The following is a 23,688-nucleotide window of genomic DNA, read 5'->3' as shown; positions in this document are numbered from 1 at the left end:
TAATTCGTTAACTTGCGAAGGCTATGATTTTTATTTATGTTGTCGTCTCACTCACTTTTTCAGGCCTGACGAACAATGCTAAAGAGAAAGCACGATAAAATTATAAATATCATGCAGCTGCGCTTTTTCTGTCAGGTCGCGCTGCGCGGTAGCGTCTCACGCGCGGCCGATGACTTATTCCGCACGCAGTCAGCGATAACCCGGGCTATTCGCGATCTTGAAGCCGCGTTGAACGTCACGCTGTTCGAACGCCATTACAGCGGCATGGTGCCCACCGAGTATGGCAAGTGCATCCTGCCGCGCGCCCGGCGGGCGATTGACGACCTGCAGGCCATCCCGGCGCTGCTGCAGAAGCACCATACCCGCAGCAGCGGCCCGCTGGCGGACGCCGGCTGGCTGTTCAATACCCGCCGCTTAGCCATTTTTATTCAGCTCTATCACGTCAACCATACCCAAACCGTCGCGCAACAGTTGGGGATCACTCAGCCGGCGGTCAGTGCCGCGCTGAAGGTCCTGGAAAAAGGAGCGGATTCGGCGCTATTTCGCCGGACGCCAGAGGGGGTGCGTCCCACGCCTGCCGCGGAGCTACTCTATCCCCCGGTGAGCAGAGCGCTCAACGAGCTGGAAAACATCTGGAGCGATCTCGCTGCCCGTCGCGGGGTGCTGGAGGGCACCGTGCGCATTGGCGCCCTGCCGCTGAGCCGGACCCGGCTACTGCCCTCCGCCATCGCCGCCTTTCTGGCCCAGCACCCGGGCATCACCCTCATGACCAATGAAAGCCCGTATGAGTCGCTGGTCGCCGATATGCGGGCAGGTAATATCGATTTTATTATCGGCGCCCTGCGCCAGGATGAAGATCTCCCGGACCTCTGTAGCGAAGCGTTATTCGAAGAGGATATGTTGATTTTACTGCGTAATAACCACCCGCTGCTTCGCCATCCGGACCCGCGCAGCCAGCTGGCGACAGCGCAATGGGTGCTGCCGCGCGCCAACGCGCCGGCGCGCAATTTGCTGGATAAGGCGTTTGTCACCCTGGGGCTGCCGCTGCCCCAGCCGACGGTGGAGACCGGGGATGCGGCGATGGTGCGAGGATTGCTGCAGGGCTCCGACATGCTGGCGGCGGTCTCCGCCAGCCAGATGCGTTTTGAAACTGACAATGGGCTGCTCAGCGTGTTGCCGGTTCCCCTGCCCGATACCACCCGGCGTATCGGGCTGACGTTTCGCGCAGGCAGCCTGCCCTCCCCGGCGACGCAGGCGCTGTTGCGTTTTATTTATCAGCAGGTTCAGGACGGGGCCGTTTAACGTTTACCCGCCACCGAATAGGTTACCTGCTGGTTGCGCGTTTGCTGAAACGCCTCCAGCGTCTGCCCGCGCATCGCGGCGTAAATATGCAGGTTGGATACGCCGACCACCGCGCCCATTTTCTCCAGCAGGAAGAAGCTGGCGCCATATTGAATTAATCCCCGCCAGTCGCGCGCGTTGAGCAACTGCTGTTCCTCCTCACTCAGTCCGGCTTCGGCATAAAGCGACTGAGGCGACTGCAGAAAACGTTCACGCCAGGCAGGCTCAATCAGCCGATGCAGGAAACGGTTAAGCCGCAAGCCATTCAGGCTGCGCTCGTGGGTAAAAGGATAGGTTCCCGGCAGTTTCTCCACCCCGGCCAGCTGCTGCGCCATATGCTGGCGATGGCGCGTCAGGGTATCGACGGGGGGCTGGCGCGCATTGTTCTCAAGGATCAGCGTGGCGATACCGGTCATCGACGGCAGGTAATAGTCGCGCCAGGTTTCGGTGACATTGGCTGATAGCGCGCCGCGCATCACCAGCCACATGATCACTTCGGACCCCTCCATCCCCCCCAGCTCGGCATATTCGCCAAGGGTCATTTCGGTAAGCTTTTCCGGGTCATTAACCAGCATATCAACAAACTGGGCATCCCAGTCGGGATTATTAAATCCGCAGCGCTCGCCATGAACCTGATGCGAGAGCCCGCCGGTCGCGACAATCGCCACATTGATATCTTCCGGGAAGCTTTCAATCGCCCGGCGCAGCGCCTGGCCGAGTTTGTAACAACGGCGCGCGCTTGGTACCGGAAATTGCAGCACGCCGATCTGTAACGGGATCACCGCCGTCGGCCACCCCTGCGCTTCATCCCAGGGCAACAGCGCCGAAAGCGGCGAGAAAAGGCCGTGGTCGAGCTTTTTATCCATAAAGAACGACATATCAAACTCGTCGGCCATCAGGCTGGCGCCAATGTGCCTTGAGAGCGCCGCGTTGCCCTGGACCGGCGGCAGACAGCGCGGTCCGCCGCCTTCATCGGCAACGTCATATTGACTGTCGATTCCCAGCGTAAAAGTCGAATAGTGATCGAAGAAAAAGGCGGTCACATGGTCATTAAAGATGTACACCAGCGCATCCGGTTTTTTCTCCTCCAACCAGCGCTGCAGCGGTTCGAAGCTCTGGAAGATCGGCGCCCATGCCGGGTCCTGCTGTTTATGATGATCGACCGCGAAGCCGATAGTCGGGGTATGAGAGACGGCGATACCGCCGAGAATGTTAGCCATCAGATAACTCCACTTATCGGTGTTCGAGGGGGGATGACAAAGCGTCAAGTTCTGCCTCTGTGAGTCGAGGCTTAGCGTGATTCATACGGTGCAACAAAATACAGATCCCCGCCAGGCAGGCCGGCAGCGCAAGCACCAAAAAGATCGACGAGTGTCCCGGCACGGCCAGCATCAGCATCCCGCCCAGCGTGGAGCTGAGGATAGCCCCGGTACGGCCGATACCATGCATCCAGCTTACTCCGGTAGCGCGGATCTCGGTTTGATAATAGGCGGGCGAATAGGCCTGCAGACCGTTCTGCGCGCCGTTAATGCACATCCCGCTGATAAAAATCAGCACCGACAGCGCCGCCGAACCGAAATCCATCACCCCCTGGGACAACAGGCACAGACAGCCGAGGAAATAGGTTGCCGCAATGACGGCTTTCGCCGAAGCGCGATCCATCAGCATACCGACAAGGATCCCGCCCAGCGGGCCGCCGAGCTGGAACAAGCCGGTCATCATCGCCGCCTGCTGCAGCGACAGCCCGCCGGAGCGGAGAATGGTTGGCAGCCAGCCGTTCAGCAGGTAAATCACAAACAGCCCCATAAAATAGGTTAACCACAGCGCTATCGTGCCGCGGGCATAGCCATGCCGGAACAGCTGCGCCACTTTGCTGCTCCGCGTGATGGGCGGCGCATTCAGCTGGAAAACGGTTTCAGCCGTAAACTGGCCCCCAAGCCGGTTAAGCGCCCTGGCAATCTGCTCGCCCGGTAGTCGGCGCGCCACCATGTTCATCGCCGACTCTGGCAACATCACGATCATAAAGGGGAGCACCACGAGCGGCAGCACGCCGCCAAAAACCAGCGCCGAGTGCCAGCTGTAATGCGATAACAAACCGGCGGCGATAAAGCCGCCGAGGCCGGAACCCACGTTGAATCCGCTGTACATCAGGGTGATCATCACCCCTTTACGCCGCTCCGGCATATATTCCGCCACCAGCGTGACGCAGTTGGGCATCACGGCGCCAAGTCCAAGGCCGGTGAGAAAACGCATCAGCGCCAGCTGTGATGGGCTTTGCGCCACGGCGCCGGCCAGGCTGAACAGCGCAAACAGCGCCACCGACCAGAGTAAAATGCGTTTTCGGCCGTAGCGGTCAGAAAGCGGGCCCGCTACCAGGGCGCCGATGGCGACGCCGAACATGGCCGCCCCGAGTATCGGCCCCATTTCAGCCCGGCTGATGCCCCAGTCCTCAATGAGCGCCGGGGCGACAAAGCCCATCACCGCAGCGTCATAACCATCCAGCATAATGATGATGAAACAGAGTAGCAGCACGTTCCATTGAAAGCGCGAGACCGGGCGGGTATCTATCCACGCTTTCACATCGACAACGTTCGTGTGATTCATAGGGTGACTTCCTCAAGCAGGCGGTACGAATGTTCTGGTTAGTGTTTTTTGAGTGGAACTTTCGTACTCAACTTAAGGCAGGTCACGCAGGCTGTCCGGTTCGAAAATCCGGCGTCAGATATGAGTTTTATTTATAATGTGAGGGATACGACAAAAACCAGCCAGCAAAAAACCCGCAGCCAACGGCGGCGGGTCAGGGCAAGAGCAGCGTTTAGTGCTTCGGAATAATTAAATCGCCGCGCAGCGGGCTGCCGCCCGGGTTGTCCGTTTTCTCGGTCAGCCAGTTGACGATCCGCGACGCCATCGCGTCCATGGAATATTCAATCGCCGGGATAGTCGGGATACCGGGCAGCTGTAACGATCCGGCGAGGCTAAACACCATGACATTTTGCGGAACGGCGCGGTTAAACGCCTGCAGCTGCGGCACCACGCGCTGCGCCTGCTGTTCATCGCTCACCAGCAGCGCGTTAAAGTTCAGCGTCGTGGCGTTATTGACCAGCTCCTGCACCGCCACCGACGGCGAGGTGTTATCCAGAAACACCAGGTTGCGATTAAACGGCAAAAAGTTTTTTTCCAGCGCGTGCTTGTAGCCCAGCAGCACCTGGTCGGCAAAGCCGCTGCTCTGCGGATGAATCAGTGCAATCTGCCGTCTCCCCTGGCTAATCAGATAGTGACAGGCGGTTTCGGCGGCGAAAGCATGATCGAACTGAATACTGTTGTCGCCTTCGCTATCGAGGCAGTCCACCAGCACCACGTCCGGGCGGTTAATATTCAGAGGAAAACGCGCGCCGATGATTAGCACGTTATCGCACAGCCCGCAGGTCAACTCCTCTAGAGAGTTCATCACGCCGTGGCTGGTGTTGGCGAAGCGCAGCAGCAGGTGTTTCTGGTGCTGGCTGAGCTGTTTTTCCAGGGCGTAGAGATAGCTGGTGGTTTGGTTGATGTTGTCCTGGGCGCAGATGACGCCGATGCAGCCGGTGGACTGGCTGAGCAACGACTGGGCTATCATGTTTGGCCGGTAATTGAGCGCTTCCGCCGCCTGCAGCACCGCCTGACGACTGGCTTCCTTCACGCCACGTGAGCCGCTCAACACTCGCGACACCGTGGCTTTGGAAACCCCGGCAAGTCGTGAAACATCATTGATTGTCGACATCATTTTCCCCTGCGCGGGCGCCGCGTCCCGCCAAAATCCTGTAAACCTGAATCGCTTCAATTGTGACCAGCGCAGTATATCCATTTCGCCATTTCTTTGGAAACCGATTTTCCATTTCAGCGCAAAACATCGCCAAATCGACAGAATAATGTGAGCGAAATCCAATAAATCCGCCCTATAAGCAGGAGATCTTGACCACTATCACAGTTCTGCTTTTTATAAATGGAAACCGGTTTCCGTCTGATATCAAATCACCCACGCAATAACTTTTTACATTTTGAGGATGGTCGTCGATGTACAAGATTATGCTGTGCTGCTCTGCCGGGATGTCCACCAGTCTGCTGGTCAGAAAGATGGTTGAGGCGGCGAATGAACGTGACCTGCCGGTGCAGATTGACGCCTATGGCGTTTCCGAATTTGACATGCAGTTTCCGCAGTATCAGGTGGTTTTGCTTGGCCCCCAGGTGAAATACATGTTGAAAACCCTGTCTGACAAAGCGGCTTCCCTGAACATTCCCGTTCAGCCCATCGATACGATGGACTACGGTATGCAGCGGGGAGACAACGTCCTGAATTATGCTCTGTCGCTGATCCCAGCGGCGCACTGAGAGGTGTTGAAATGAGTTCTCTGTATCAGTCCATGATTGCCGTGATCGAGCAATCTATTACTCCGCTGGCAGGACGCCTTGGGCAGCAGAAATACGTTATCGCTATCCGCGATGGCTTCACTGCCGCCTTGCCGTTTATGATCATCGGCTCTTTCATGCTGGTATTTATCTTTCCGCCGTTTTCACCCGATACCACCAACGGCTTTGCCCGCGGCTGGCTTGATTTCTCCCAGCATTACCGCGAACAGCTGATGCTGCCGTTTAACCTCAGCATGGGCGTGATGACCTTCTTTATCTCGGTCGGCATTGGCGCCAGCCTCGGTCGTCAGTTTCAGCTCGATCCGGTGATGTCCGGTCTGCTGGCGTTTATGGCTTTCCTGCTGGTCGCCGCGCCCTATGCCGATGGCAAAATTTCCACTCAGTATCTGTCCGGTCAGGGCATTTTCACCGCGCTGATCACCGCCATCTACTCCACCCGCGTTTACGCGTGGCTGAAGCAAAACAACATTACGATTCGTCTGCCGAAAGAGGTCCCCACCGGCGTCGCCCGTTCGTTTGAAATCCTGATCCCGGTGCTGGTGGTTATTGCGACTCTGCATCCGCTGAATCTGTTTATCGAAGCGCAGACCGGGATGATCCTGCCGCAGGCGATCATGCATCTGCTGGAGCCGCTGGTTTCCGCCTCCGACTCGCTGCCGGCGATTTTGCTCTCTGTTCTGATGTGCCAGATTTTCTGGTTCGCCGGTATCCACGGCTCGCTGATTGTTACCGGCATTATGAACCCGTTCTGGATGGCCAACCTGTCGGCAAACCAGGCGGCGCTGGCGGCTGGCACGGTACTGCCGCACGTCTACCTGCAGGGCTTCTGGGATCACTATCTGCTGATTGGCGGCGTCGGTTCTACCCTGCCGCTGGCCTTCCTGCTGCTGCGTAGCCGGGCCACCCATCTGCGCACCATCGGCAAGATGGGCATCGTGCCGAGCTTCTTTAATATCAACGAGCCGATTCTGTTCGGAGCGCCGATCATCATGAACCCGATGATGTTTATCCCCTTCGTCTGCGTACCGATGGTCAACGCGGTGCTGGCTTACGGCGCGACGCGTCTTGGCTGGCTGAGCCAGGTGGTGTCGCTGACGCCGTGGACTACGCCGGCCCCAATTGGCGCGTCGTGGGCGGCTAATTGGACCCTGAGCCCGGTGGTGATGTGTCTCATCTGCATGGTGATGTCGGCGGTCATTTACCTGCCGTTCCTGCGCGCTTATGAACGTTCCTTAATGAAAACCGAAGTTGAGAAAGCCAAAAATAGCGTTCCGGTAGCAGAAACCGTTAGCTAATCCCTCTCCTTCCGGAGAGATAATAAGATGACAGCGTAATAATGCAGAAAATGGACTTTCACTGCATTATTAAATAATAAATACCTCAGGAATACACATGATTGAATTAGAAGATGCGGTAATGGAAATTATCGTTAATGCGGGACAGTCACGCTCATTATGTTTTGAAGCGCTGCATGCGGCCCGAACCGGAAATATCGACGAAGCGCGCTTACTCTTAAACGAGGCCGACGGTTACGCCCGCCGGGCGCATCAGATGCAGACCCAGCTCATCGGGCAGGATGCCGGTGAAGCGCGTCAGCCCATGACGCTGATTATGGTACATGCCCAGGATCATTTGATGAATTCGCTGCTGGCCCGCGAGTTCTCAGAAGAATTAATCCATCTGTACCAGCGTTAATTAATATGGAATAACGTTAGCGAGAATATTATTCTCCGGCGTCGCTGTACCCTAAAAAACAAATCAGCTTATTTTGGCTATTTATTCTAGCCAGAATGGGATGGTTATTATCTGAAATATATTAATTATTAAAGCGAGATAACCATGAATACTGTAAAAAAACTGCCTTTAGCCATGGCAGTGGTCGCCGCGCTGTGCCCAATTTCTGTCATGGCGCAAGAATTTACGCAGGAACAGATCGACGCCATCGTCGCCAAAGCCGTTGATAAAGCGCTGGCCGACCGCCAGGCAAAAATCGACGCCGCGGCCAACAAAAAGGTCGACGTGATTACTAACCCGGAAACCACCGCCGCCTCGCCGGATATGGCCATTCCGTTCGGCCTCAAGTTCAGCGGCTACGCCCGCTATGGCGCCCACTTCCAGACCGGCGACCAGAAATATGTCGGCGTCGACGGCTCCTATAACGGCGCCTCGGCGATCGGCCGTCTGGGCAACGAAAGCAACGGCGGCGAATTCCAGATCAGCAAGGCCTTCAAAAGCGCGCAGGGGGCTATCTGGGATCTTAACGTGATGTTCGACCACTGGAGCGACGAAGTTAACCTGAAGAAGGCCTACGTCGGGGTCACCAACGTGCTGGAATCCAACCCCAACGCCTATATCTGGGCCGGCCGCGACTTCCACCAGCGTCCGCAACAGGGGATCAACGACTACTTCTGGATGAACCACGACGGCCAGGGCGCCGGGGTGAAGAACTTTGATATCGGCGGCGTGCAGTTCGACGTGGCGGCGGTCTCGCAGGTGAAATCCTGTAGTCCGGAAGTGATGGCCGACGAGACCAACCCGTCGCGCATCACCTGTACCGGCAGCTCCGACACCGGCGACAACGGCCACTACGCGCTGACCACCAAAACCCACAACATCAAGGCCGGGCCGATCGACGTCGAGGTGTACGCCAACTACGGCTTTGATTCGAAGGCGGTGGACAGCGACGCGCGTCTCGAAGCCTGGCAGGGCGGGCTGGTGCTGAGCCACACCAACGACAGCGGGGTAAACAAGGTGATCCTGCGCTACTCCGACAACTCGGATAACAGCGTCTACAACAAAACCGACGACCTGACCACGGTCTACGCCAGCTTCGAGGGCAGCCATAAGTTCACCCAGCAGGCGCAGATCGAATACCTGCTGGCTTTCCATGACTACGACAACGGCAAAGATAATACCGACAACCGCAAAAACTACGGCGCCATCGTGCGGCCGATGTACTTCTGGAACGACGTGCACTCCACCTGGCTGGAAGCGGGCTACCAGCGCGTGGATTACGACCAGGGCGGGGATAACCACGGCTGGAAGCTGACGCTGTCGCAGAACATCGCCATCGGCATGGGGCCGGAGTTCCGTCCGATGCTGCGCTTCTACGTCACCGGCGGCCAGGTGGACAATGAGCATACCGCGAAGGTGAACGGCACCCAGGACCAGCAGCTGGATTCGCTGAACGTCGGCGGGATGTTTGAGGCGTGGTTCTGATGCGATAGCGTTGCCGAAGGAGCGTTCCCGGCTGGCGCTACGCTTAGCCGGGCTACAACGGGTGCGCTCCATTTATGCCGGATGGCGGCATAAATGCCTTATCCGGCCTACGTTCCTTCCTGCGGGCTCCCCCCCCAGGACCGGCAAGCGCAGCGCCGCCGGGCAGTCAGACCCGTGCCCTGGTGACGTCATCAATTCTTTATCTCTGGCTTAATCGGCGGGCGATACGCTCAAGCTTCATCATCAACAGCAGCGTGACGCCCACCAGCACAATGGTCAGCGCCGAGCCATCGGCGATATTGCCGCGATCGGTGAGGCTGAAAATGGTCACCGGCAGCGTCGTCCAGCCCGGCGGATAGATCATCACCGTCGCCCCTAGCTCTCCCATCGACAGCGATAAGCTCAGCGCCAGCGCCGAGATCATCCACGGCGTCATCAGCGGCAGTGTCACATGGCGCAGGCGATACCACGGCGAAGCGCCCAGGCTGGAGGCGACGTTTTCAATATCAGCGGAAATACGCGCCAGCCCGGTCGTTACGTTGCTGAAGGTAAAGGCGGAGATCAGCACGAAGTGCGCCGCCAGAACGATAAAGAAGGTGCCGTTCATCTGCAGCGGCCCCTGGCTAAACGCCACCAGAATGCCCAGCCCGACGGAAACCGAGGGGATGGCGCTGGGCAGATAAAACGCCAGGCCAAGATATTTCTGTAGCGTCGCGCCATACTGGCGCAGCGCCAGCGCCGCCCACATCCCGCACAGCAGCGCCAGCAGGCTGGCGCAGAAGCCCACCATCAGGCTCGAAAACAGCGAATCCCACGCCGCGCCGCGAAAGGCGTTAACAAAGTGGGCAAAGGTAAAGCCGGTGGGCAGCAGGCCATTCCATTGTTTACTCAGGCTGGAGAGTAAAATCACCGCCAGCGGCAGCAGGAAAACGCCGGCAAAAAGCGTCACCGCCAGCGCGCCCGCCGCCGCGCGGCCTTTACGCGACCAAATCAACATCGTTAACTCCTTACGCCAGTGCGCGCCGCCGCCAGCCGATAGAGCATAAACAGCCCCAGCGACAGCAGAATATTGATCAGCGCAATCATGCAGGCCACGCTGTAATCCGACTCCAGAATCGCCTTGCTGTAGACCATCATCGGCAGGGTATTAACCCCTTTGGCGCCAATAAACAGCACGATCCCGAACTCGTTAGTGGTCAATAGCAGGCACAGGCTGCCGCCCGCCATCAGCGCCGGGAGCGCCGCCGGGAAGATAACCTGGGTAATCACCCGTAACGGATGAGCGCCGAGAATACTCGCCGCTTCCAGCTGGCTCTTATCTATCTGCCGCAATCCCGCCATCAGCGGACGCATCACCAGCGGCGTAAAGACGGTAATCTCCGCCAGAATCACGCCGTTAATCGAATAGAGGAAGTCTACCGGCGGCAGTTCAAAAGCAAACAGCGCCATCAGGGTGCCGTTGAGCAGCCCCGCCGAGCCGTAAATAAAGGTGAACGCGAGAGTGATAAGAAAGGTCGGCAGCGCAATAAAAGTATCAATGACCCGGCTCACCAGTTGGCTGCCGGGAAACGGAATAAACACCAGAATCAGCGCCAGCACGCTGCCGAGCACCAGACAGCCAAGGGTAGCGAACACCGCAATCTGTAAGGTATTGAGCAACGCGCCAATAAAGCGTTTTGAGTCAATCACTTGCCAGAAGGTCTCGAGGCTCAGGTTGCCGCTGGCGTCGCGCAGCGCCTGTTCGGCGATCAGCAGCAGCGGATAGAAAAACAGCGTCGCCAGCACCAGCAGCGGCAACGCCAGCCACAGGTAAGGGCGTAGGTTTCGCGCCGGACGCGCAAGCGTGAGGGTTTGCGCCATCATTGCACCTCGATCAGAACCGCATCGCCAGGTTCGAAGTAGAGCGCCAGCTTGTCCCCCGCGCGCGGCAGTGGGTTGACCTGAGTCATGACGATCCGCACCGCTTCGCCGGCAACATCGCACAGCAGATGCGTCAGATCGCCCTGCCAGTGTACCGAGGTCAGGGTAGCATTGAGACGATTACTGGTTGCCGATCGCGGCGCCAGGCTCATGTGCTGCGGGCGAATGCATAACAGCTTTTTGTTGCCATGCAGGCCGCCCCGGCTGAAGGCGTTAATCAGGCCGCCGCCGCAGCTTACGCTAACCAGCCCCGGCTCGGGGCTGTCTTTCAGCGCCGTCGCCTGCAGGATATTGGCGCGGCCGAGGAATTCGGCGCTAAAGCGGTTCGGCGGATAGTGGTACAGCTCGTGCGTTTCACCGTGGGCGATCAGCGACCCGTCTTTCATGATGCCGATTTTGTCCGCCAGGGTCAGCGCTTCGGTCTGATCGTGGGTGACGTAGAGGATGGTGAGCTCCGGCAGTTCGCGATGCAGGCGGGCAATCTCTTCCACCATGTTATGGCGAATTTGCGCATCCAGCGCCGACAGCGGTTCATCAAGCAATAGCACCCGAGGACGCACGGCAATCGCGCGGGCTATCGCCACGCGCTGCTGCTGGCCGCCAGAAAGCTGATGCGGGTAGCGGGTGGCGTAATCCGCCATGCCGACGATTTTTAAGGCTTCAGTCACCCGCTCGGCGATAAGCCCCCTGGGCTGCTTTTGCGCCCGCAGGCCGAAAGCAACGTTATCTTCCACCTTCATATGCGGAAACAGCGCGTAGTTCTGCACCACCATCGCCAGCCCGCGTTTGTACGGCGGCAGCTGGGTGACGTCCGTATCGCCGATCAGGATCCGCCCGCCAGCCGGTTGCACAAAACCGGCAATCGCCCGCAGCACCGTGGTTTTCCCGGAACCGGAAGGGCCAATCAGCGCCAGCACCTCACCGGGCTCAATGGTCAATGACAGCGGTTTTAAGACCACGTTGCCGTGGTATGAAACGCGCAGCGAGTCCAGGGTGATCCCGGACGTCCCCGCCAGCGACGGGGAAGAAGTGACGGTGGTTTTCATCAACATCAGGCTTACTCGCTATCGGTCACTTTATGCCAGCGGGCAATGTCAGCCGACAGCGATACCGCGACATCGTCCCAGTTAGGTTCCCAGCTCTTCACGCCGTCGAGCGCCGCTTTCGCCGCCTTAAAGTTAGCATCATCCGGCGCTACATCGCTGCGTACCGGCAGGCCCCAGGAGCGCGCGCTGACGCTGGATTGCGCCGGTTTATCCAGCAGGAAATTGATCAGCTTTTTGCCGTTTTCGCTGTTCGGTCCGTTCTGCACCAGCCCGATGGTGTAGGGCAGCGCCAGCGCGCTGCGCTCGCCTTTGTCATCCGCCGGCCAGAAAATTTTAACGTTCGGGTTACGCGCCATCTGCGACAGGTTCATCTGCAGATCGCCGTTGGCGACGTACAGCTCGCCTTTGTTGACCAGCGCCGTCAGCTTACCGGTCGAGGCCGATGGGCCAACGTTATTGGCCTGCAGCTTGCCCAGATACTCGAAGCCGGCGTCTTTGCCGCCGAGGCTGTGGAACGCCTGCAGCATCACCGCGGTACCGTCGCCCGCCTGACCCGGCGTGGAGTACTGCAACTTGTTCTTAAAGCGGCTATCCAGCAGATCCTGCCAGCTGGCCGGCGCGGTTTTCAGCAACTGGCCGTTATAGATGAAGGTCAGATAGTTGTTCACCAGCGGCGAATAGCGGTCGTTGGCGCCGGGGATCTGCGCGCTACCTTGCGGGGTAAAGGTTGCCAGCAATTGCTCTTTCGCGGCGCGCTGGATAAACGGCGGCACCGTGACCAGCACGTCAGCCTGCGGATTGGTGCGCTCCTTGGCCAGACGCTCGACGATCGCGCCGGAGCCGCCTTCCACATACTGCACTTTGATCCCCGTCGCTTTGGTGAAGGCAGCGAACTGGCTCTGATACCAGCTGTTATCGCCGTCATGCAGGCCGTCGGCGGAGTAAACCGTGACGACGCCGTCCGCCCAAACCGGAGAGCTGGTCAGCGCGAACAGGGACAGCAGAGCAAGTCGGGAGAGTTTCATCGTTTAAGCCTCATCGGATAGTCAGTTATTCTGGTGTAGACCAGATTTCCCTTCACGCTACCGATGGTTTATGACAAAACGATGAAAGAAGTGTGTCGAAGGAGTTAAAACGAGCGGGATGCGTAGCCCCGGTAAGCGCTAGCGCCACCGGGGAGATCAAAAAATTTAACTAATAAAATCAATGGGTATCGACTTCGATCCGCAGGCTGTCATGCCGCCAGTATTCGATATCATAATCGAGAATACGCCCATGCTGATCGTAATTCAGCCGGCGTAACAGCAGCGCCGGGCGCCCCTCCATCACCCCCAACGCCTCTGCGGCCTGCGCCGGCATTGAGGTGGGATAAAACGACAAATGCATACTGGTATAGATCAGATCGTACTGAGTTTGATAAATCTCGGTCAGACTGCCGTTGAGATCGTGGCGCAGCAGCTCAGGCACCCGCGCGGGCAGACAGTGGTTTTCGCAGTAGCACACCGGCCGGCCATCGGCATAGCGCAGCCGGGTCAGCAAATAGACCTGATCGAAAGGTTGGAGCGCCAGCGGCGCCATCACATCCAGCGGCACGGCAGCCAGGCGGCCATCAAGCAGCACCGTTTTCGGTTCGCGCCCCTGTTCGAGACACAGCTTGTGGAAGTTGGTATTTTGCGTCGGATCCAGCCACAGACGCTCCGGCGTCACAAACCAGCCGCGGCGGTCGGCGCGGTAAATCACGCCGCTGGCCTCCAGCTGCGCCAGGCTCTCACGCACCGTAATCCGCGTCGTGTTGAACAGCGCGCACAGCTCGCGCTCGGAAGGCAGCTTGTCGCCGCTTTTGAGGGCGCCGTTTTGAATACGCGCCTGCAGCTGCGCCTTAATCATCAGGTATTGCGGCATCTCGCCAGAGGGTGATTTCATGTTTACTCACTGCCACTTTTCGTGCGCTCATTATACATAGCCAGATGAATTTTTTGTTGCAGCGCCACATTTCCTTTGACCCTTTCCCGGCTTTGTCTCCATGATAACTATAAATCTGGTATAGACCAAATGGTGAGACAAATGACTTCACGAAATTACCTGCTGCTGACCCCCGGCCCGTTAACCACCTCCCGTACGGTGAAAGAGGCGATGTTGTTCGATAGCTGCACCTGGGATGATGATTACAATCTCGGCGTGGTACAGACCATTCGCCAGCAGCTGGTGCAGTTGGCTACCCCGGCCGACGGTTATACCGCAGTGCTGCTGCAGGGTAGCGGCAGCTACGCGGTCGAAGCGGTGCTCGGCAGCGTCATCGGCGAACAGGGCAAAGTGCTAATCGTCAGCAATGGCGCCTATGGCGCGCGTATGATTGAGATGGCGCAGCTGATGGGCATCGCCTGCCACCCTTACGACTGTGGCGAAGTCTCCCGTCCGGACGTGGCCGCGATCGAACAGATCCTGCAGAACGACCCGGCGATCACCCATATCGCGATGGTACACAGCGAAACCACCACCGGTATGCTGAATCCGATCGCAGAGGTGGCCGAACTGGCGAAACGGTACGATAAACGCTATATCGTCGATGCGATGAGCAGCTTTGGCGGCATTCCGTTGGATATCGCCGCGCTGAATATTGATTACCTGATAAGCTCCGCCAACAAATGCATTCAGGGCGTGCCGGGCTTTGCCTTCGTGATTGCCCGTGAAGCGGAGCTGGCCGCCTGCAAAGGCCGTTCGCGCTCGCTGTCGCTGGATCTGTACGCCCAGTGGCGCTGCATGGAGGACAACCACGGCAAGTGGCGCTTCACCTCGCCGACGCATACCGTGCTGGCCTTCGCCCAGGCGCTGAAAGAGCTGGCGCAGGAGGGCGGCGTCAGCGCTCGCCATCAGCGCTACCGCAACAATCAGCGCCGGCTGGTCGCCGGGATGCGCGCGCTCGGCTTCCGGCCGCTGCTCGACGATAGCCTGCACTCGCCGATCATTACCGCCTTTTATTCACCGGATGCGCCGCAGTATCGCTTTCACACCTTCTACCAGAAGCTGAAAGATCAGGGCTTCGTTATTTATCCGGGCAAAGTATCGCAAAGCGACTGCTTCCGCATCGGCAACATTGGCGAAGTCTACGACGCCGATATCACCGCCCTGCTGGCGGCTATCGACAACGCCATGTACTGGAAACAATAAGGAACCGCCATGAACCGTATTAGCGCACTGATCCTTGACTGGGCAGGCACCACCGTAGACTTCGGCTCTTTCGCCCCGACGCAAATCTTCGTCGAGGCCTTCCGCCAGGCCTTCGATATTGAGATCACCCTTGAAGAGGCCCGCGTGCCGATGGGGCTTGGCAAATGGCAGCACATTGAGGCGCTGGGCAAACTCCCTTCTGTCGACAGCCGCTGGCAGGCCAAATTCGGCCGCGCGATGACGGCCGCGGATATCGATGCGATCTACGCCGCGTTTATGCCGCTGCAAATCGCTAAGGTTGTCGATTTTTCCGCACCAATAGCCGGCGTGGTCGACACCATCGCCACGTTTCGCGCCGAGGGCCTGAAGATCGGCTCCTGCTCGGGTTATCCGCGCCCGGTGATGGAAAAGCTGGTACCGGCCGCCGCCGCCCAGGGCTACGCCCCGGACCACTGGGTCGCCACCGATGACCTTGCCGCCGGCGGTCGTCCGGGCCCGTGGATGGCGCTGCAGAACGTGATTACCCTGGGCATAGACGATGTGGCCCACTGCGTGAAGGTCGACGACGCCGCGCCGGGCATCAGCGAAGGGTTACATGCCGGGATGTGGAGCGTCGGGCTGGCGGTGTCCGGTAACGAATTCGGCGCAACCTGGGAGGAGTACCAAGCGATGTCGAAAGCGGAAATCGCCACCCGCCGCGAGCGGGCGGCAGGCAAACTGTATGCCGCCGGGGCGCATTATGTGGTTGATACCCTGGCGGACCTGCCGGAAGTGATTGCCAACATCAATGCCCGGCTGGCAAAAGGCGAGCGGCCTTAAGCGGGTGAATTCACCTTCACTTTGGCCGCCACCAGCAGGCCGGTAAACAGCATCAATATCCCTGACAACACCAGCGGCGACAGCAGCCCTAAGTGGTCAAGCGCAATGCCGCCGACCGCGGCGCCGCAGGTGTTGGCCAGCTGGATCACCGCCACCTGAATCGACCCGGCTTTTTCCGCCTGATCGGAGAGGGAACGGGTGATCCACGTTGACCACCCCACCGGGATCAGCGCAAACGCGAAGCCCCAGATAATCGCCACCGTCGAGGCGATGATTTTGCTCTCTCCCCACAGCACCAGCGCCACCGCGCAGGCGGTCAGCACCAGCGGCGCAATCGCCAGCGCCGCTTTCACCGAACGCTTGAGCAGCACCGAGGAGAGCGAGGTGCCGATAAAGCTGGCGATACCAAAGCTCAGCAGCACCAGCGTCAGGCCGTCGACGTCAAAACCGGCGAGGGTCATGTAAACCGGGCGAATATAGGTAAAGAAGGCGAACTGTCCGGCAAAGGCCATGAAAATGGCGCACATTCCGGCCATCACCCCCGGACGCTTCAGCAGACCAAACATATTTTGCTGCTGAGAAGCCGATTCACCGGGCAGCGACGGCAGCGCTTTCAGCACCCAGAGCGTACACAGCACGCCCATTACCGCCGCGCCGTTAAAGACGTTGCGCCAGCCGATAAGCCCGCCAAGGAAACTGCCCAACGGGGCGGCGATCACCAGCGCGATTGATACCGCGCCGAAGATAATCGATAGCGCTTTCGGCACCACGCGCATCGGCACCAGACGCATGGTCAGCGATGCGGACATCGCCCAGAAACCGCCGAGCGCCAGGCCCAGACAGGCGCGCCCCAGCAGTAGCAGGGTGAAGCTATCAGCGAAAGATACCAGCAGGCAAGAAAGGGTCAGCAGCAGTGAAAACAGGATAACCACGTAGCGGCGATCGGTTTTACCTATCACCGTGGTGATAAACAGGCTGGAAAACATCGCGACGAATGCCGTCGTCGTCACCGACTGCCCGGCCATCCCTTCGGAGATGCCTAAATCCAGCGCCATCGGCGTCAGCAGGCTGACCGGCAAAAACTCAACGGTAATCAGGCAGGCGACGCAGAAAGCAACCGCGAAAACCGCCGACCAGTTTGGCCGCGCGAGATCGCGTGCATGGGGTTTGGTTTCATTTGAATGACTCATGAGTGACCTGCGAAGAAAGTGGCGGAAAGCTGCGCAGTGTAACATTTTGTATGTGACGTACTTAACGTTTTCGCAACTCTTCTCGCTTTTCATAAGAGGATGCGTAGCTGCTCGCATGTTTAAAAAAACGATGCTTGCTATCGCTTTAACAAATCTCAGGAGAATTTAATATAGCACTATGTGCTATACTTTTAACGACAGGATGTCAGCAATGCGTATCTTTAAAACCAAATGGTTCGCCAGAGAGGCTAGCTCTCATGGCATTTCCGACGACGAGCTCTATCAGGCAATTCAATCTGCGCTTCAGGGCAAGGTGGTTGATTTAGGAGGAGGGGTTTATAAAAAGCGACTCAACAAGAATCGCGATCGCGCAATCATCCTTACCAAAAAAGCGCAGAGTATTGGTTTTATACCTTTCTATATGCCAAACAGGATATGGCCAATATCAACCATCGCGAATTAATGGGGTTTCGTGAGTTAGCAAAACACTATGCCAATCTCTCTGAAGAGAAAACGACGGCCTTAGTTAAAAGTAAAGAATTAGTGGAGATTTGCGATGACAGCAAAAAATAAATACAAAAGCCCGGCTTTCGAAGCGATCCATAGCGCTGCGTCGGGGCTATTCAGCGTTGGCGCAATCCCACAGGAAACAATGCGCCATTTTGATGAATCATGTCTCGGTAGCGTAGCCGCACTTCAACCCATTGAAATTAAAGCGCTACGTGAACAACTCAATGTTAGCCAACCCGTGTTCGCTCGTTATCTGAATACCAGCGTGTCTACCGTGCAAAAATGGGAGACTGGCGCTAAACGACCGAGCGGAATGTCATTAAAATTGCTTAGCGTCGTACAAAAACACGGCCTGAAAATCCTACTGTAGTTATCCTGCCGGATGGCGCTTACGCTTATCCGGCCTACAAGTGACGAGTGCGGAAACCGTAGGCCGGATAAGGCGCAGCCGCCATCCGGCACAAAAAGCGATGAACCCCAGGCCGAATAACTATGAGATCAGTGCAGCCAGTGCACGCCGTCTTCCGGGAGAAACAGGTCGTTGTAGCGCTGCTGTAGGTTATGTAAATCGCTCACATCCGGGTCCAGCTCGCGCAGAAAACCTTGCGCCAGGCGGATCTGCGCGTCGGTAATCGGCGCCGCTAAACGTGCTTTTTGCATCAGGCGATACCAGTAATGCAGGTTTTTTTCGCTGGCGTCGACAATCGCGACCTGCCAGATCAGCAGCACCTGGGCGGCGTTCTGCAGATGTGCTTCATTCGGCCGCTCCAGGTAACGCAAATACTCATTACCGGCGGTTTTTCCCAGCTGATCGATCATCGATTCCAGCGGGACAGGCGTGATGCCGAGGCGTTCGCTCAGGCGGCGGATCGCGCGGCGTGAATCAGAGGTAAGCACCCGAAATCCCACAACAAACACCACTACCAGGGTGGCCAGTCCTATCCAGATCATGCATCCTCTCATCCAATCGCAGCCTGACTATCATAATGGGAATTTGCCTGCTGTCGACTGTCGGACCTGGCATAATGCGCAAGAAATAAAAAAGCCCGGCGCGAAGGCCGGGCAAGGTTACCAAATACCTGGTGAATCAGGCGGTCTGCAAAATACGGTTCTTTTTCTCGCGGCGAATTTTACGCTCTTCAAAGATAGCCACGATGGCCATCAGGCAGATACAGCCGACGGCGGCGGCGTCCAGCGCCGCAAAGGTGCCGGCCCAGCCGGTCAGGCCGAAGACCGGGGTGCCGTCGGCGATCATCCCGAGACCCAGTTTGGCGAAGCTATCGCCGATCAGATAGGCGAAGGTGCCCTTGATCCCATCGGCGGCGCCGATCGCTTTTTTCGGTACGAAACCGACGGCGGCGACGCCGATCAACAGCTGCGGACCAAACACCAGGAAGCCCAGCGCAAATAACGAGGCCAGATAGACGTACTGGTTGCTGGCGTGTTGGTAAACCCCAAGGGTGGCGATAATTAGCGCCAGCGCGATGCAGGCCACCAGCGCGCGGCGGCCGTTGGCCAGATCCGACAGCCAGCCCCACAGTAGCGTGCCAACCAGCGCGCCGACCTCAAACAGGGTAAAGCCCTGAATCGCCACCTCTTTAGACAGCTTCAGCTCCTGGAAGGCGTACACGGTGGACCACTGATCGATACCGATACGCACCACGTAGAGGAAGATGTTGGAGAAGCACAGCAGCCAGATCACTTTGTTTTTCAGCACGTACTCAACAAAGATCTGCCACTTGGTCATCGCATTTACTTCGGTCTCTTTGTCCTCTTCGCTGATCGCTTCGCCAAACAGCTCTTCCGCCGTGCCGAGGCCGTAGGATTCCGGAGAGTCGCTACCGTAGCGCAGGCCGATAAAGCCAACGATCAGCGCAATAATCGACGGGAAGATAAACATGCCGATCACATGGCCGTCGAACAGATAGTTGGCGCCAAACAGCGCCACGCCCGCCGCGCCCGCGCCGCCGAGGTTGTGGGAGATATTCCAGAAGCCGAGGAAAGTGCCGCGTTTGCGTCTGGGCGTCCACTTGGTGATGGTGGAATAGCTGCACGAGCCGCCGGTGCTCTGGAAGAAACCGCTCAGCGCATAGAAGGCGATCATCAGGAACAGGCTGGTAGAACCCGCCCCCATGCTGGCGCTAAAGCCCAGCATACAGATGGCGGAGAGGATCAGCATAAACGGCAGGAACTGCTTGGTGTTTTTGCCGTCGGCATAATAAGAGACCAGCGTCTTGCCCACGCCGTAGGTGATGGAGAAGCCCAGGCCAATCATCCCCAGCTGGGTCATGCTCAGCCCGTAGGTGGAGATCATGTCGTTCTGCGCGATGTTAAAGTTCTTGCGGATCAGGTACATGGTCAGGTAGCCGATGAAAACCACCAGATAGGACTGCATGAAAGGTTTGAACCACATTTTGCGCCGCACATCGAGCGGCAGATCCAGGGTCGGCTTGCGCACCTGATTCAGAAAGGCCAGCATGGGTATCTCCTGAGCTGATTTTTTATGCCTGCGTAATAACCAGGCATTGTAAAAACCAGCGCGCCGTCTGGCCTGAGACGGCGTCCAGGTAAAACCGGGAAAATTTCTTAGTTTTGCCCCGTTCGCGGCGAAAGGGTGAGCTACATCACGCTTCGCTGGCGGTACGCGGCGCCTGCGCGTTTAAAAACGGCAGCAGCAGCAGCGCGGAAATGCCGGCGGCAATCGCAATCACCACGAAGAATCCGGTCCAGTGCCAGATATCCATCACCTGCGCCAGCGGCCAGCCGGAAAGCGAGGCGCCAAGATAAGCGAACAGGCCGACAAACCCGGTTGCCGCCCCGGCGGCTTCTTTATGCGAACATTCCGCCGCCGCCATGCCGATCAGCATCTGCGGGCCGAAAACGAAGAAACCGGTAGTGAAGAAGCAGGCCGCCTGCATGACATAGCTGGCGAACGGCATCAGCCACAGGCCGCCAACCGACAGCAAAATTCCGGCGGCAAAAATCAGGTTCATCGGCCCACGGTTGCCGTTAAACAGCTTATCCGAGCCCCACCCCGCCACCAGCGCGCCGATAAAACCGCCCAGCTCAAACATGGTCACCGCCGAGTTAGCGGTCACCAGATCGACGCCGAGCGTCTCCGACATATACAGATTGCCCCAGTCGTTAATCGCCGCCCGCACCACGTACACCAGCACATAGCACAACGACAGCAGCCAGATGTAGGGATTGGCCAGCACGTAGCGGGTGAGGATCGCTTTACGAGACATCCCAGCGCCTTCCTGCTGCTGGGCGATTTCCAGCGCATCGTGACGCCAGTCGCCCACGGCGGGTAACCCCACCGCCTGCGGGCGATCGCGCAGCCGCCAGCACAGATACAGTCCGGCGAGGATCGCCAGACAGCCGGCGATGATCATCCCGGCACGCCAGCCGTAGTGCAGCGCCGCCGCGCCCACCACCATCGGGATCAGCGCGCCGCCGACGTTATGCGCCGTATTCCATAGCGCCCACCAGCCGCCGCGCTCGGTCCGCGAATACCAGGCCGTCAGCAGTCGGGCGCACACCGGCGAGCCCCAGCCCTGGAAGAAGGCATTCAGCGCCCACAGCAGCGCGAAAGCCCATAGTGAGGAAGAAAAACCGAACAGAATATTCACCACCCCGGTGGCGATAAGCCCCAGCCCCATAAAATAGCGGGCGTCGGAGCGGTCGCTGACGATACCGGAGAAAAATTTCGACAGTCCGTAGGTGATATAGAACAGCGTGGCCAGCAGGCCAATATCGCTGCGGGTCAGGACGTTGCTGGCGAGAATTTCCGGGACCGCGGCGTTAAAGCTTTTGCGGGTGAAATAGAACAGCGCGTAGCCCAGCCAGATGGTCAACAGGATATGGCGACGCCAGTAGCGATAACGCGCATCAAGCTCGCGTTTATCGCTAATCGGCGCAGCGTCCGGCGGGGCTTTTAAAAAGGCGAACATCGGCGATCCTCTCAGGCGTAACGCAGCGGTAGATTGACGCACACCCGGGTACCGTGGGTGCAGGAGATCGTCAGTGTGCCGCCCAGGGCGGTCACGCGCTCGCGCATGCCGGTCAGGCCGAACCCCTGCAGATTCGACCCCGGCGGCAGGCCGCAACCGTCATCTTCCAGCACCAGCATTAGTCGCTCATCCTGCTGCCAGCCCTGCAGAGTGACAGCGCTGGCGCTGGCGTGCTTGACGATATTATTCAGCCCCTCCTGGCAAACGCGAAACAGCGTCACGCGCTGGTTCTCGCTAAGTCCCGCCTCGTTAATCCGCCAGTCGAGATGGCTGACAATGCCGCGGTCCTCCAGCTCCATCTCGCGCATCAACGAACGTACCGCCTGCTCCAGCGGCAGGTCGTCGAGCTGACGCGGACGCAGACGGCCCAGCAGTCTACGCACCGAGTCGTAAACTCCCAGCGACAGCTGTTCTATCAGCTGACCGCTCTGGCGCACGCTGGCGTTGTCCGGCGCCAGCCGCTGTACGATCCCGGCCTGGGTGCGGATAGCGGTGATGGTCTGGCCGATATCATCATGGAGCTCGCGGGCGACGTCTCGCCGCACGCTCTCTTCGGTCTCCAGCAGGCGTTCCGCCAGCCGACGATTACGCGCCAGCTCGCTTTGTAATGACTGGTTCAGCTCGCGTAGCCGCTGGATCCCCGCCCCCAACAGCAGCCCGGTGAGGCTCTGTGCCAGCAGGGAAAGCAATAAATCGACCGGGTGATCGTGCCAGGTCTGGCTGGCAATCAAGGCGATAGCGTTCATCAGGGTGGCGATCAGCGCTCCCTGCCAGCCGTAGTGCCAGGCGAGGGCGATAATCGGCAGCGCCAGACAAAACGGGGTAAAGCGGGAGAGCTCGGCGGGCAGGCCAAGCTGCAGCCACAGGCTAATGGTGAATAACAGCAGATACCAGATCAGATGCCGCCCGCGCCAGTTAACCGGCTGCGCCACCAGCGCCGGCCCCAGCGGCCGCCAGACGGTGCTGGTAAGATAGTGCCAGAAAACCAGGCAGGTCGGCGCCAGCGTCAGGCCGCCGGTCAGCGTCAACAGCAGGGCGTTAAGCCCCTCGTCCCCCTCCGCCAGCCACGGCAGCGATTGCAGCAGAGCGGCGGCCATTAACGCCCCGCCCTGACGCAGCAGCGTCAGCCAGTCGCGCTGCTGCCGGTAGCGCGAGATCAACGCCACCGGCAGCAGAGTCAGCAGGCTTCCGGTCATCAAAATTATCGGGTGCGCCAGCGCCACCTCCTGCGCCAGCCAGAAGATAAGCAGCCACTCGGTTCCCAGCAGCACTGGCCAGTAGCTGCGGGGGCTTTGCAACATTAACCCCAGCCGCAGGCCAAAGGGAAACAGCAGCACCGCTAAATCCGCGCGTTCCACCAGATGCAGACTGATGCTCCACAGGCAGAACCAGGCGGCCGCGAAGATAAAGGCGCAGCCGATGACCGACAGCAATCGTGAGACGACGGCCTTCATTGCCAGCTATCGAACATGCGGCGCGCCAGCTCAACGTCGTTGTTGACGCCCAGCTTTTCCAGCAGGTTGGCGCGGTGTACGTGGACGGTTTTCGGCGACAGACCGAGCTCGGCGGCAATCTCTTTCACCGCCATGCCCTGCGCCAGCTTTTCCGCCACCTGACGCTCGCGTTTGGTGAGCGGATCCTGGCGCCCGGCGGCCAGCTTCATGGCGATATCCGGCGTGAGATAGCAACCGCCGGCCGCCACCGTGCGTACCGCGGCGATAAGTTCATCGGGGCTGCAGCGTTTCGACAGGAAGCCGCGCGCGCCGGCGTTCAACGCCTGCTCGATCAGCGCCGGGCTATCGTGTACCGACAGCATGATGGTCGCCATCCCCTTCGGCAGCTGGCTGAGCAGCTCCAGCCCGGAAATATCCGGCATGGAGATATCGCAGATACAGACCTGCACGCCGCGCCCCGGTAGCCCCGTCAACGCCTCGCGGCCGCTACCAAATTCGGCGACAACCTGAAAATCAGCTTCCAGCCCCAGCAGCTGAGCAAAGCCGGAGCGGACAATCAAATGATCGTCAATAAGGGCGATGGTGGTCATGGTGTGTCCTGGTG

At 58.6% G+C, this 23,688-nt stretch carries 22 protein-coding genes and 1 pseudogene; 9 read left to right on the top strand and 14 right to left on the bottom strand.

The genetic code is table 11. The features are described from left to right. Positions 1 to 75: 75 nt before the first annotated feature. Entirely contained in the window at positions 76 to 1,302 is a 1,227-nt protein-coding gene (locus ACR809_RS00295) for a LysR family transcriptional regulator (RefSeq protein WP_002923147.1), read from the top strand. Here ACR809_RS00295 and ACR809_RS00290 read toward each other — a convergent pair. From ACR809_RS00290 to ACR809_RS00280, 3 genes are all read right to left on the bottom strand, one after another. After that, the gene (locus ACR809_RS00290) at positions 1,299 to 2,561 is read right to left on the bottom strand and encodes a gallate dioxygenase (RefSeq protein WP_032433286.1); all 1,263 of its coding nucleotides are present in this window, start codon (positions 2,559 to 2,561) and stop codon (positions 1,299 to 1,301) included. The two genes, ACR809_RS00295 and ACR809_RS00290, sit on opposite strands and share 4 nt — an antisense overlap. A 13-nt stretch (positions 2,562 to 2,574) precedes the next feature. Further along, positions 2,575 to 3,945 carry an MFS transporter gene (locus ACR809_RS00285; protein ID WP_048299720.1) on the bottom strand — a complete coding sequence of 457 codons (1,371 nt, stop codon included), beginning with the start codon at positions 3,943 to 3,945 and terminating at the stop codon, positions 2,575 to 2,577. Positions 3,946 to 4,156: 211 nt separating this feature from the next. Further along, a complete protein-coding gene (locus ACR809_RS00280) occupies positions 4,157 to 5,098 on the bottom strand; it encodes a LacI family DNA-binding transcriptional regulator (RefSeq protein ID WP_002923154.1) in 942 nt (313 codons plus the stop codon). 293 nt (positions 5,099 to 5,391) lie between these two features. On the opposite strand from ACR809_RS00280, the gene ACR809_RS00275 reads away from it, so the two are divergent. The 4 genes from ACR809_RS00275 (at position 5,392) to ACR809_RS00260 (ending at position 8,964) form a co-directional block, all read left to right on the top strand. Further along, complete coding sequence (locus ACR809_RS00275) at positions 5,392 to 5,706, top strand: PTS sugar transporter subunit IIB (protein ID WP_004145041.1); 315 nt, start codon at positions 5,392 to 5,394, stop codon at positions 5,704 to 5,706. An 11-nt stretch (positions 5,707 to 5,717) separates the two neighbouring features. Further along, the gene (locus tag ACR809_RS00270) at positions 5,718 to 7,040 is read left to right on the top strand and encodes a PTS cellobiose transporter subunit IIC (RefSeq protein WP_002923156.1); all 1,323 of its coding nucleotides are present in this window, start codon (positions 5,718 to 5,720) and stop codon (positions 7,038 to 7,040) included. A gap of 97 nt (positions 7,041 to 7,137) precedes the next feature. Then, positions 7,138 to 7,440: a PTS lactose/cellobiose transporter subunit IIA gene (locus ACR809_RS00265; RefSeq protein WP_002923158.1), complete on the top strand. Its 303-nt coding sequence runs from the start codon at positions 7,138 to 7,140 to the stop codon at positions 7,438 to 7,440. 144 nt (positions 7,441 to 7,584) lie between these two features. Further along, positions 7,585 to 8,964 (top strand): carbohydrate porin, encoded by a 1,380-nt coding sequence (locus ACR809_RS00260; RefSeq protein WP_032422633.1) that lies wholly within the window; start codon positions 7,585 to 7,587, stop codon positions 8,962 to 8,964. A 199-nt stretch (positions 8,965 to 9,163) separates the two neighbouring features. Here ACR809_RS00260 and phnV read toward each other — a convergent pair whose 3' ends face one another. The 5 genes from phnV to phnR all read right to left on the bottom strand — a co-directional run bounded on the left by phnV (position 9,164) and on the right by phnR (position 13,853). Further along, positions 9,164 to 9,961, bottom strand: coding sequence for a 2-aminoethylphosphonate ABC transport system, membrane component PhnV (phnV, locus tag ACR809_RS00255; protein WP_004145044.1), 798 nt, complete (start codon positions 9,959 to 9,961; stop codon positions 9,164 to 9,166). 2 nt (positions 9,962 to 9,963) lie between these two features. Then, a complete protein-coding gene (phnU, locus tag ACR809_RS00250) occupies positions 9,964 to 10,824 on the bottom strand; it encodes a 2-aminoethylphosphonate ABC transporter permease subunit (protein WP_002923191.1) in 861 nt (286 codons plus the stop codon). Further along, on the bottom strand, positions 10,824 to 11,936 hold the full coding sequence (gene phnT, locus ACR809_RS00245) for a 2-aminoethylphosphonate ABC transport system ATP-binding subunit PhnT (RefSeq protein WP_004901529.1): 1,113 nt from the start codon (positions 11,934 to 11,936) through the stop codon (positions 10,824 to 10,826). The genes phnU and phnT overlap by 1 nt, the downstream gene beginning before the upstream one ends. A 5-nt stretch (positions 11,937 to 11,941) precedes the next feature. Beyond that, the gene (gene phnS, locus ACR809_RS00240) at positions 11,942 to 12,955 is read right to left on the bottom strand and encodes a 2-aminoethylphosphonate ABC transporter substrate-binding protein (RefSeq protein ID WP_020953275.1); all 1,014 of its coding nucleotides are present in this window, start codon (positions 12,953 to 12,955) and stop codon (positions 11,942 to 11,944) included. Positions 12,956 to 13,133: 178 nt separating this feature from the next. After that, positions 13,134 to 13,853 (bottom strand): phosphonate utilization transcriptional regulator PhnR, encoded by a 720-nt coding sequence (phnR, locus tag ACR809_RS00235; RefSeq protein ID WP_101856131.1) that lies wholly within the window; start codon positions 13,851 to 13,853, stop codon positions 13,134 to 13,136. A 141-nt stretch (positions 13,854 to 13,994) separates the two neighbouring features. On the opposite strand from phnR, the gene phnW reads away from it, so the two are divergent. Both phnW and phnX read left to right on the top strand, forming a co-directional pair. Further along, positions 13,995 to 15,098: a 2-aminoethylphosphonate--pyruvate transaminase gene (phnW, locus tag ACR809_RS00230; RefSeq protein ID WP_102098144.1), complete on the top strand. Its 1,104-nt coding sequence runs from the start codon at positions 13,995 to 13,997 to the stop codon at positions 15,096 to 15,098. A 9-nt stretch (positions 15,099 to 15,107) separates the two neighbouring features. Continuing rightward, on the top strand, positions 15,108 to 15,917 hold the full coding sequence (phnX, locus tag ACR809_RS00225) for a phosphonoacetaldehyde hydrolase (protein ID WP_040173367.1): 810 nt from the start codon (positions 15,108 to 15,110) through the stop codon (positions 15,915 to 15,917). On the opposite strand, the gene nepI is transcribed toward phnX, so the two are convergent. Further along, positions 15,914 to 17,107, bottom strand: coding sequence for a purine ribonucleoside efflux pump NepI (gene nepI, locus ACR809_RS00220; protein WP_002923205.1), 1,194 nt, complete (start codon positions 17,105 to 17,107; stop codon positions 15,914 to 15,916). The genes phnX and nepI overlap by 4 nt on opposite strands. Before the next feature lie 211 nt (positions 17,108 to 17,318). Between nepI and ACR809_RS00215 the strand changes: the two are divergent. Next, positions 17,319 to 17,680: pseudogene (locus ACR809_RS00215) on the top strand (type II toxin-antitoxin system RelE/ParE family toxin). After that, on the top strand, positions 17,664 to 17,987 hold the full coding sequence (locus ACR809_RS00210; RefSeq protein WP_004173862.1) for a helix-turn-helix domain-containing protein: 324 nt from the start codon (positions 17,664 to 17,666) through the stop codon (positions 17,985 to 17,987). The pseudogene ACR809_RS00215 and the gene ACR809_RS00210 overlap by 17 nt, the downstream one beginning before the upstream one ends. 128 nt (positions 17,988 to 18,115) lie before the next feature. Here ACR809_RS00210 and ACR809_RS00205 read toward each other — a convergent pair whose 3' ends face one another. From ACR809_RS00205 to uhpA, 5 genes are all read right to left on the bottom strand, one after another. Further along, positions 18,116 to 18,568 (bottom strand): DUF1198 family protein, encoded by a 453-nt coding sequence (locus ACR809_RS00205; RefSeq protein ID WP_004901545.1) that lies wholly within the window; start codon positions 18,566 to 18,568, stop codon positions 18,116 to 18,118. 136 nt (positions 18,569 to 18,704) lie between these two features. Beyond that, positions 18,705 to 20,096, bottom strand: coding sequence for a hexose-6-phosphate:phosphate antiporter (gene uhpT / locus ACR809_RS00200; RefSeq protein ID WP_440310706.1), 1,392 nt, complete (start codon positions 20,094 to 20,096; stop codon positions 18,705 to 18,707). Positions 20,097 to 20,241: 145 nt separating this feature from the next. Beyond that, complete coding sequence (locus tag ACR809_RS00195; RefSeq protein WP_023283088.1) at positions 20,242 to 21,570, bottom strand: MFS transporter; 1,329 nt, start codon at positions 21,568 to 21,570, stop codon at positions 20,242 to 20,244. 11 nt (positions 21,571 to 21,581) lie between these two features. After that, the gene (gene uhpB / locus ACR809_RS00190; RefSeq protein ID WP_074193729.1) at positions 21,582 to 23,063 is read right to left on the bottom strand and encodes a signal transduction histidine-protein kinase/phosphatase UhpB; all 1,482 of its coding nucleotides are present in this window, start codon (positions 23,061 to 23,063) and stop codon (positions 21,582 to 21,584) included. A 17-nt stretch (positions 23,064 to 23,080) separates the two neighbouring features. Continuing rightward, complete coding sequence (gene uhpA, locus ACR809_RS00185; RefSeq protein ID WP_040088152.1) at positions 23,081 to 23,674, bottom strand: transcriptional regulator UhpA; 594 nt, start codon at positions 23,672 to 23,674, stop codon at positions 23,081 to 23,083. Between the last annotated feature and the right edge of the window lie 14 nt (positions 23,675 to 23,688).

The organism is Klebsiella sp. CD33, assembly GCF_051992865.1.
Lineage (GTDB): Bacteria > Pseudomonadota > Gammaproteobacteria > Enterobacterales > Enterobacteriaceae > Klebsiella > Klebsiella pneumoniae.
This window is presented reverse-complemented; position numbering and strand designations above follow the sequence as displayed.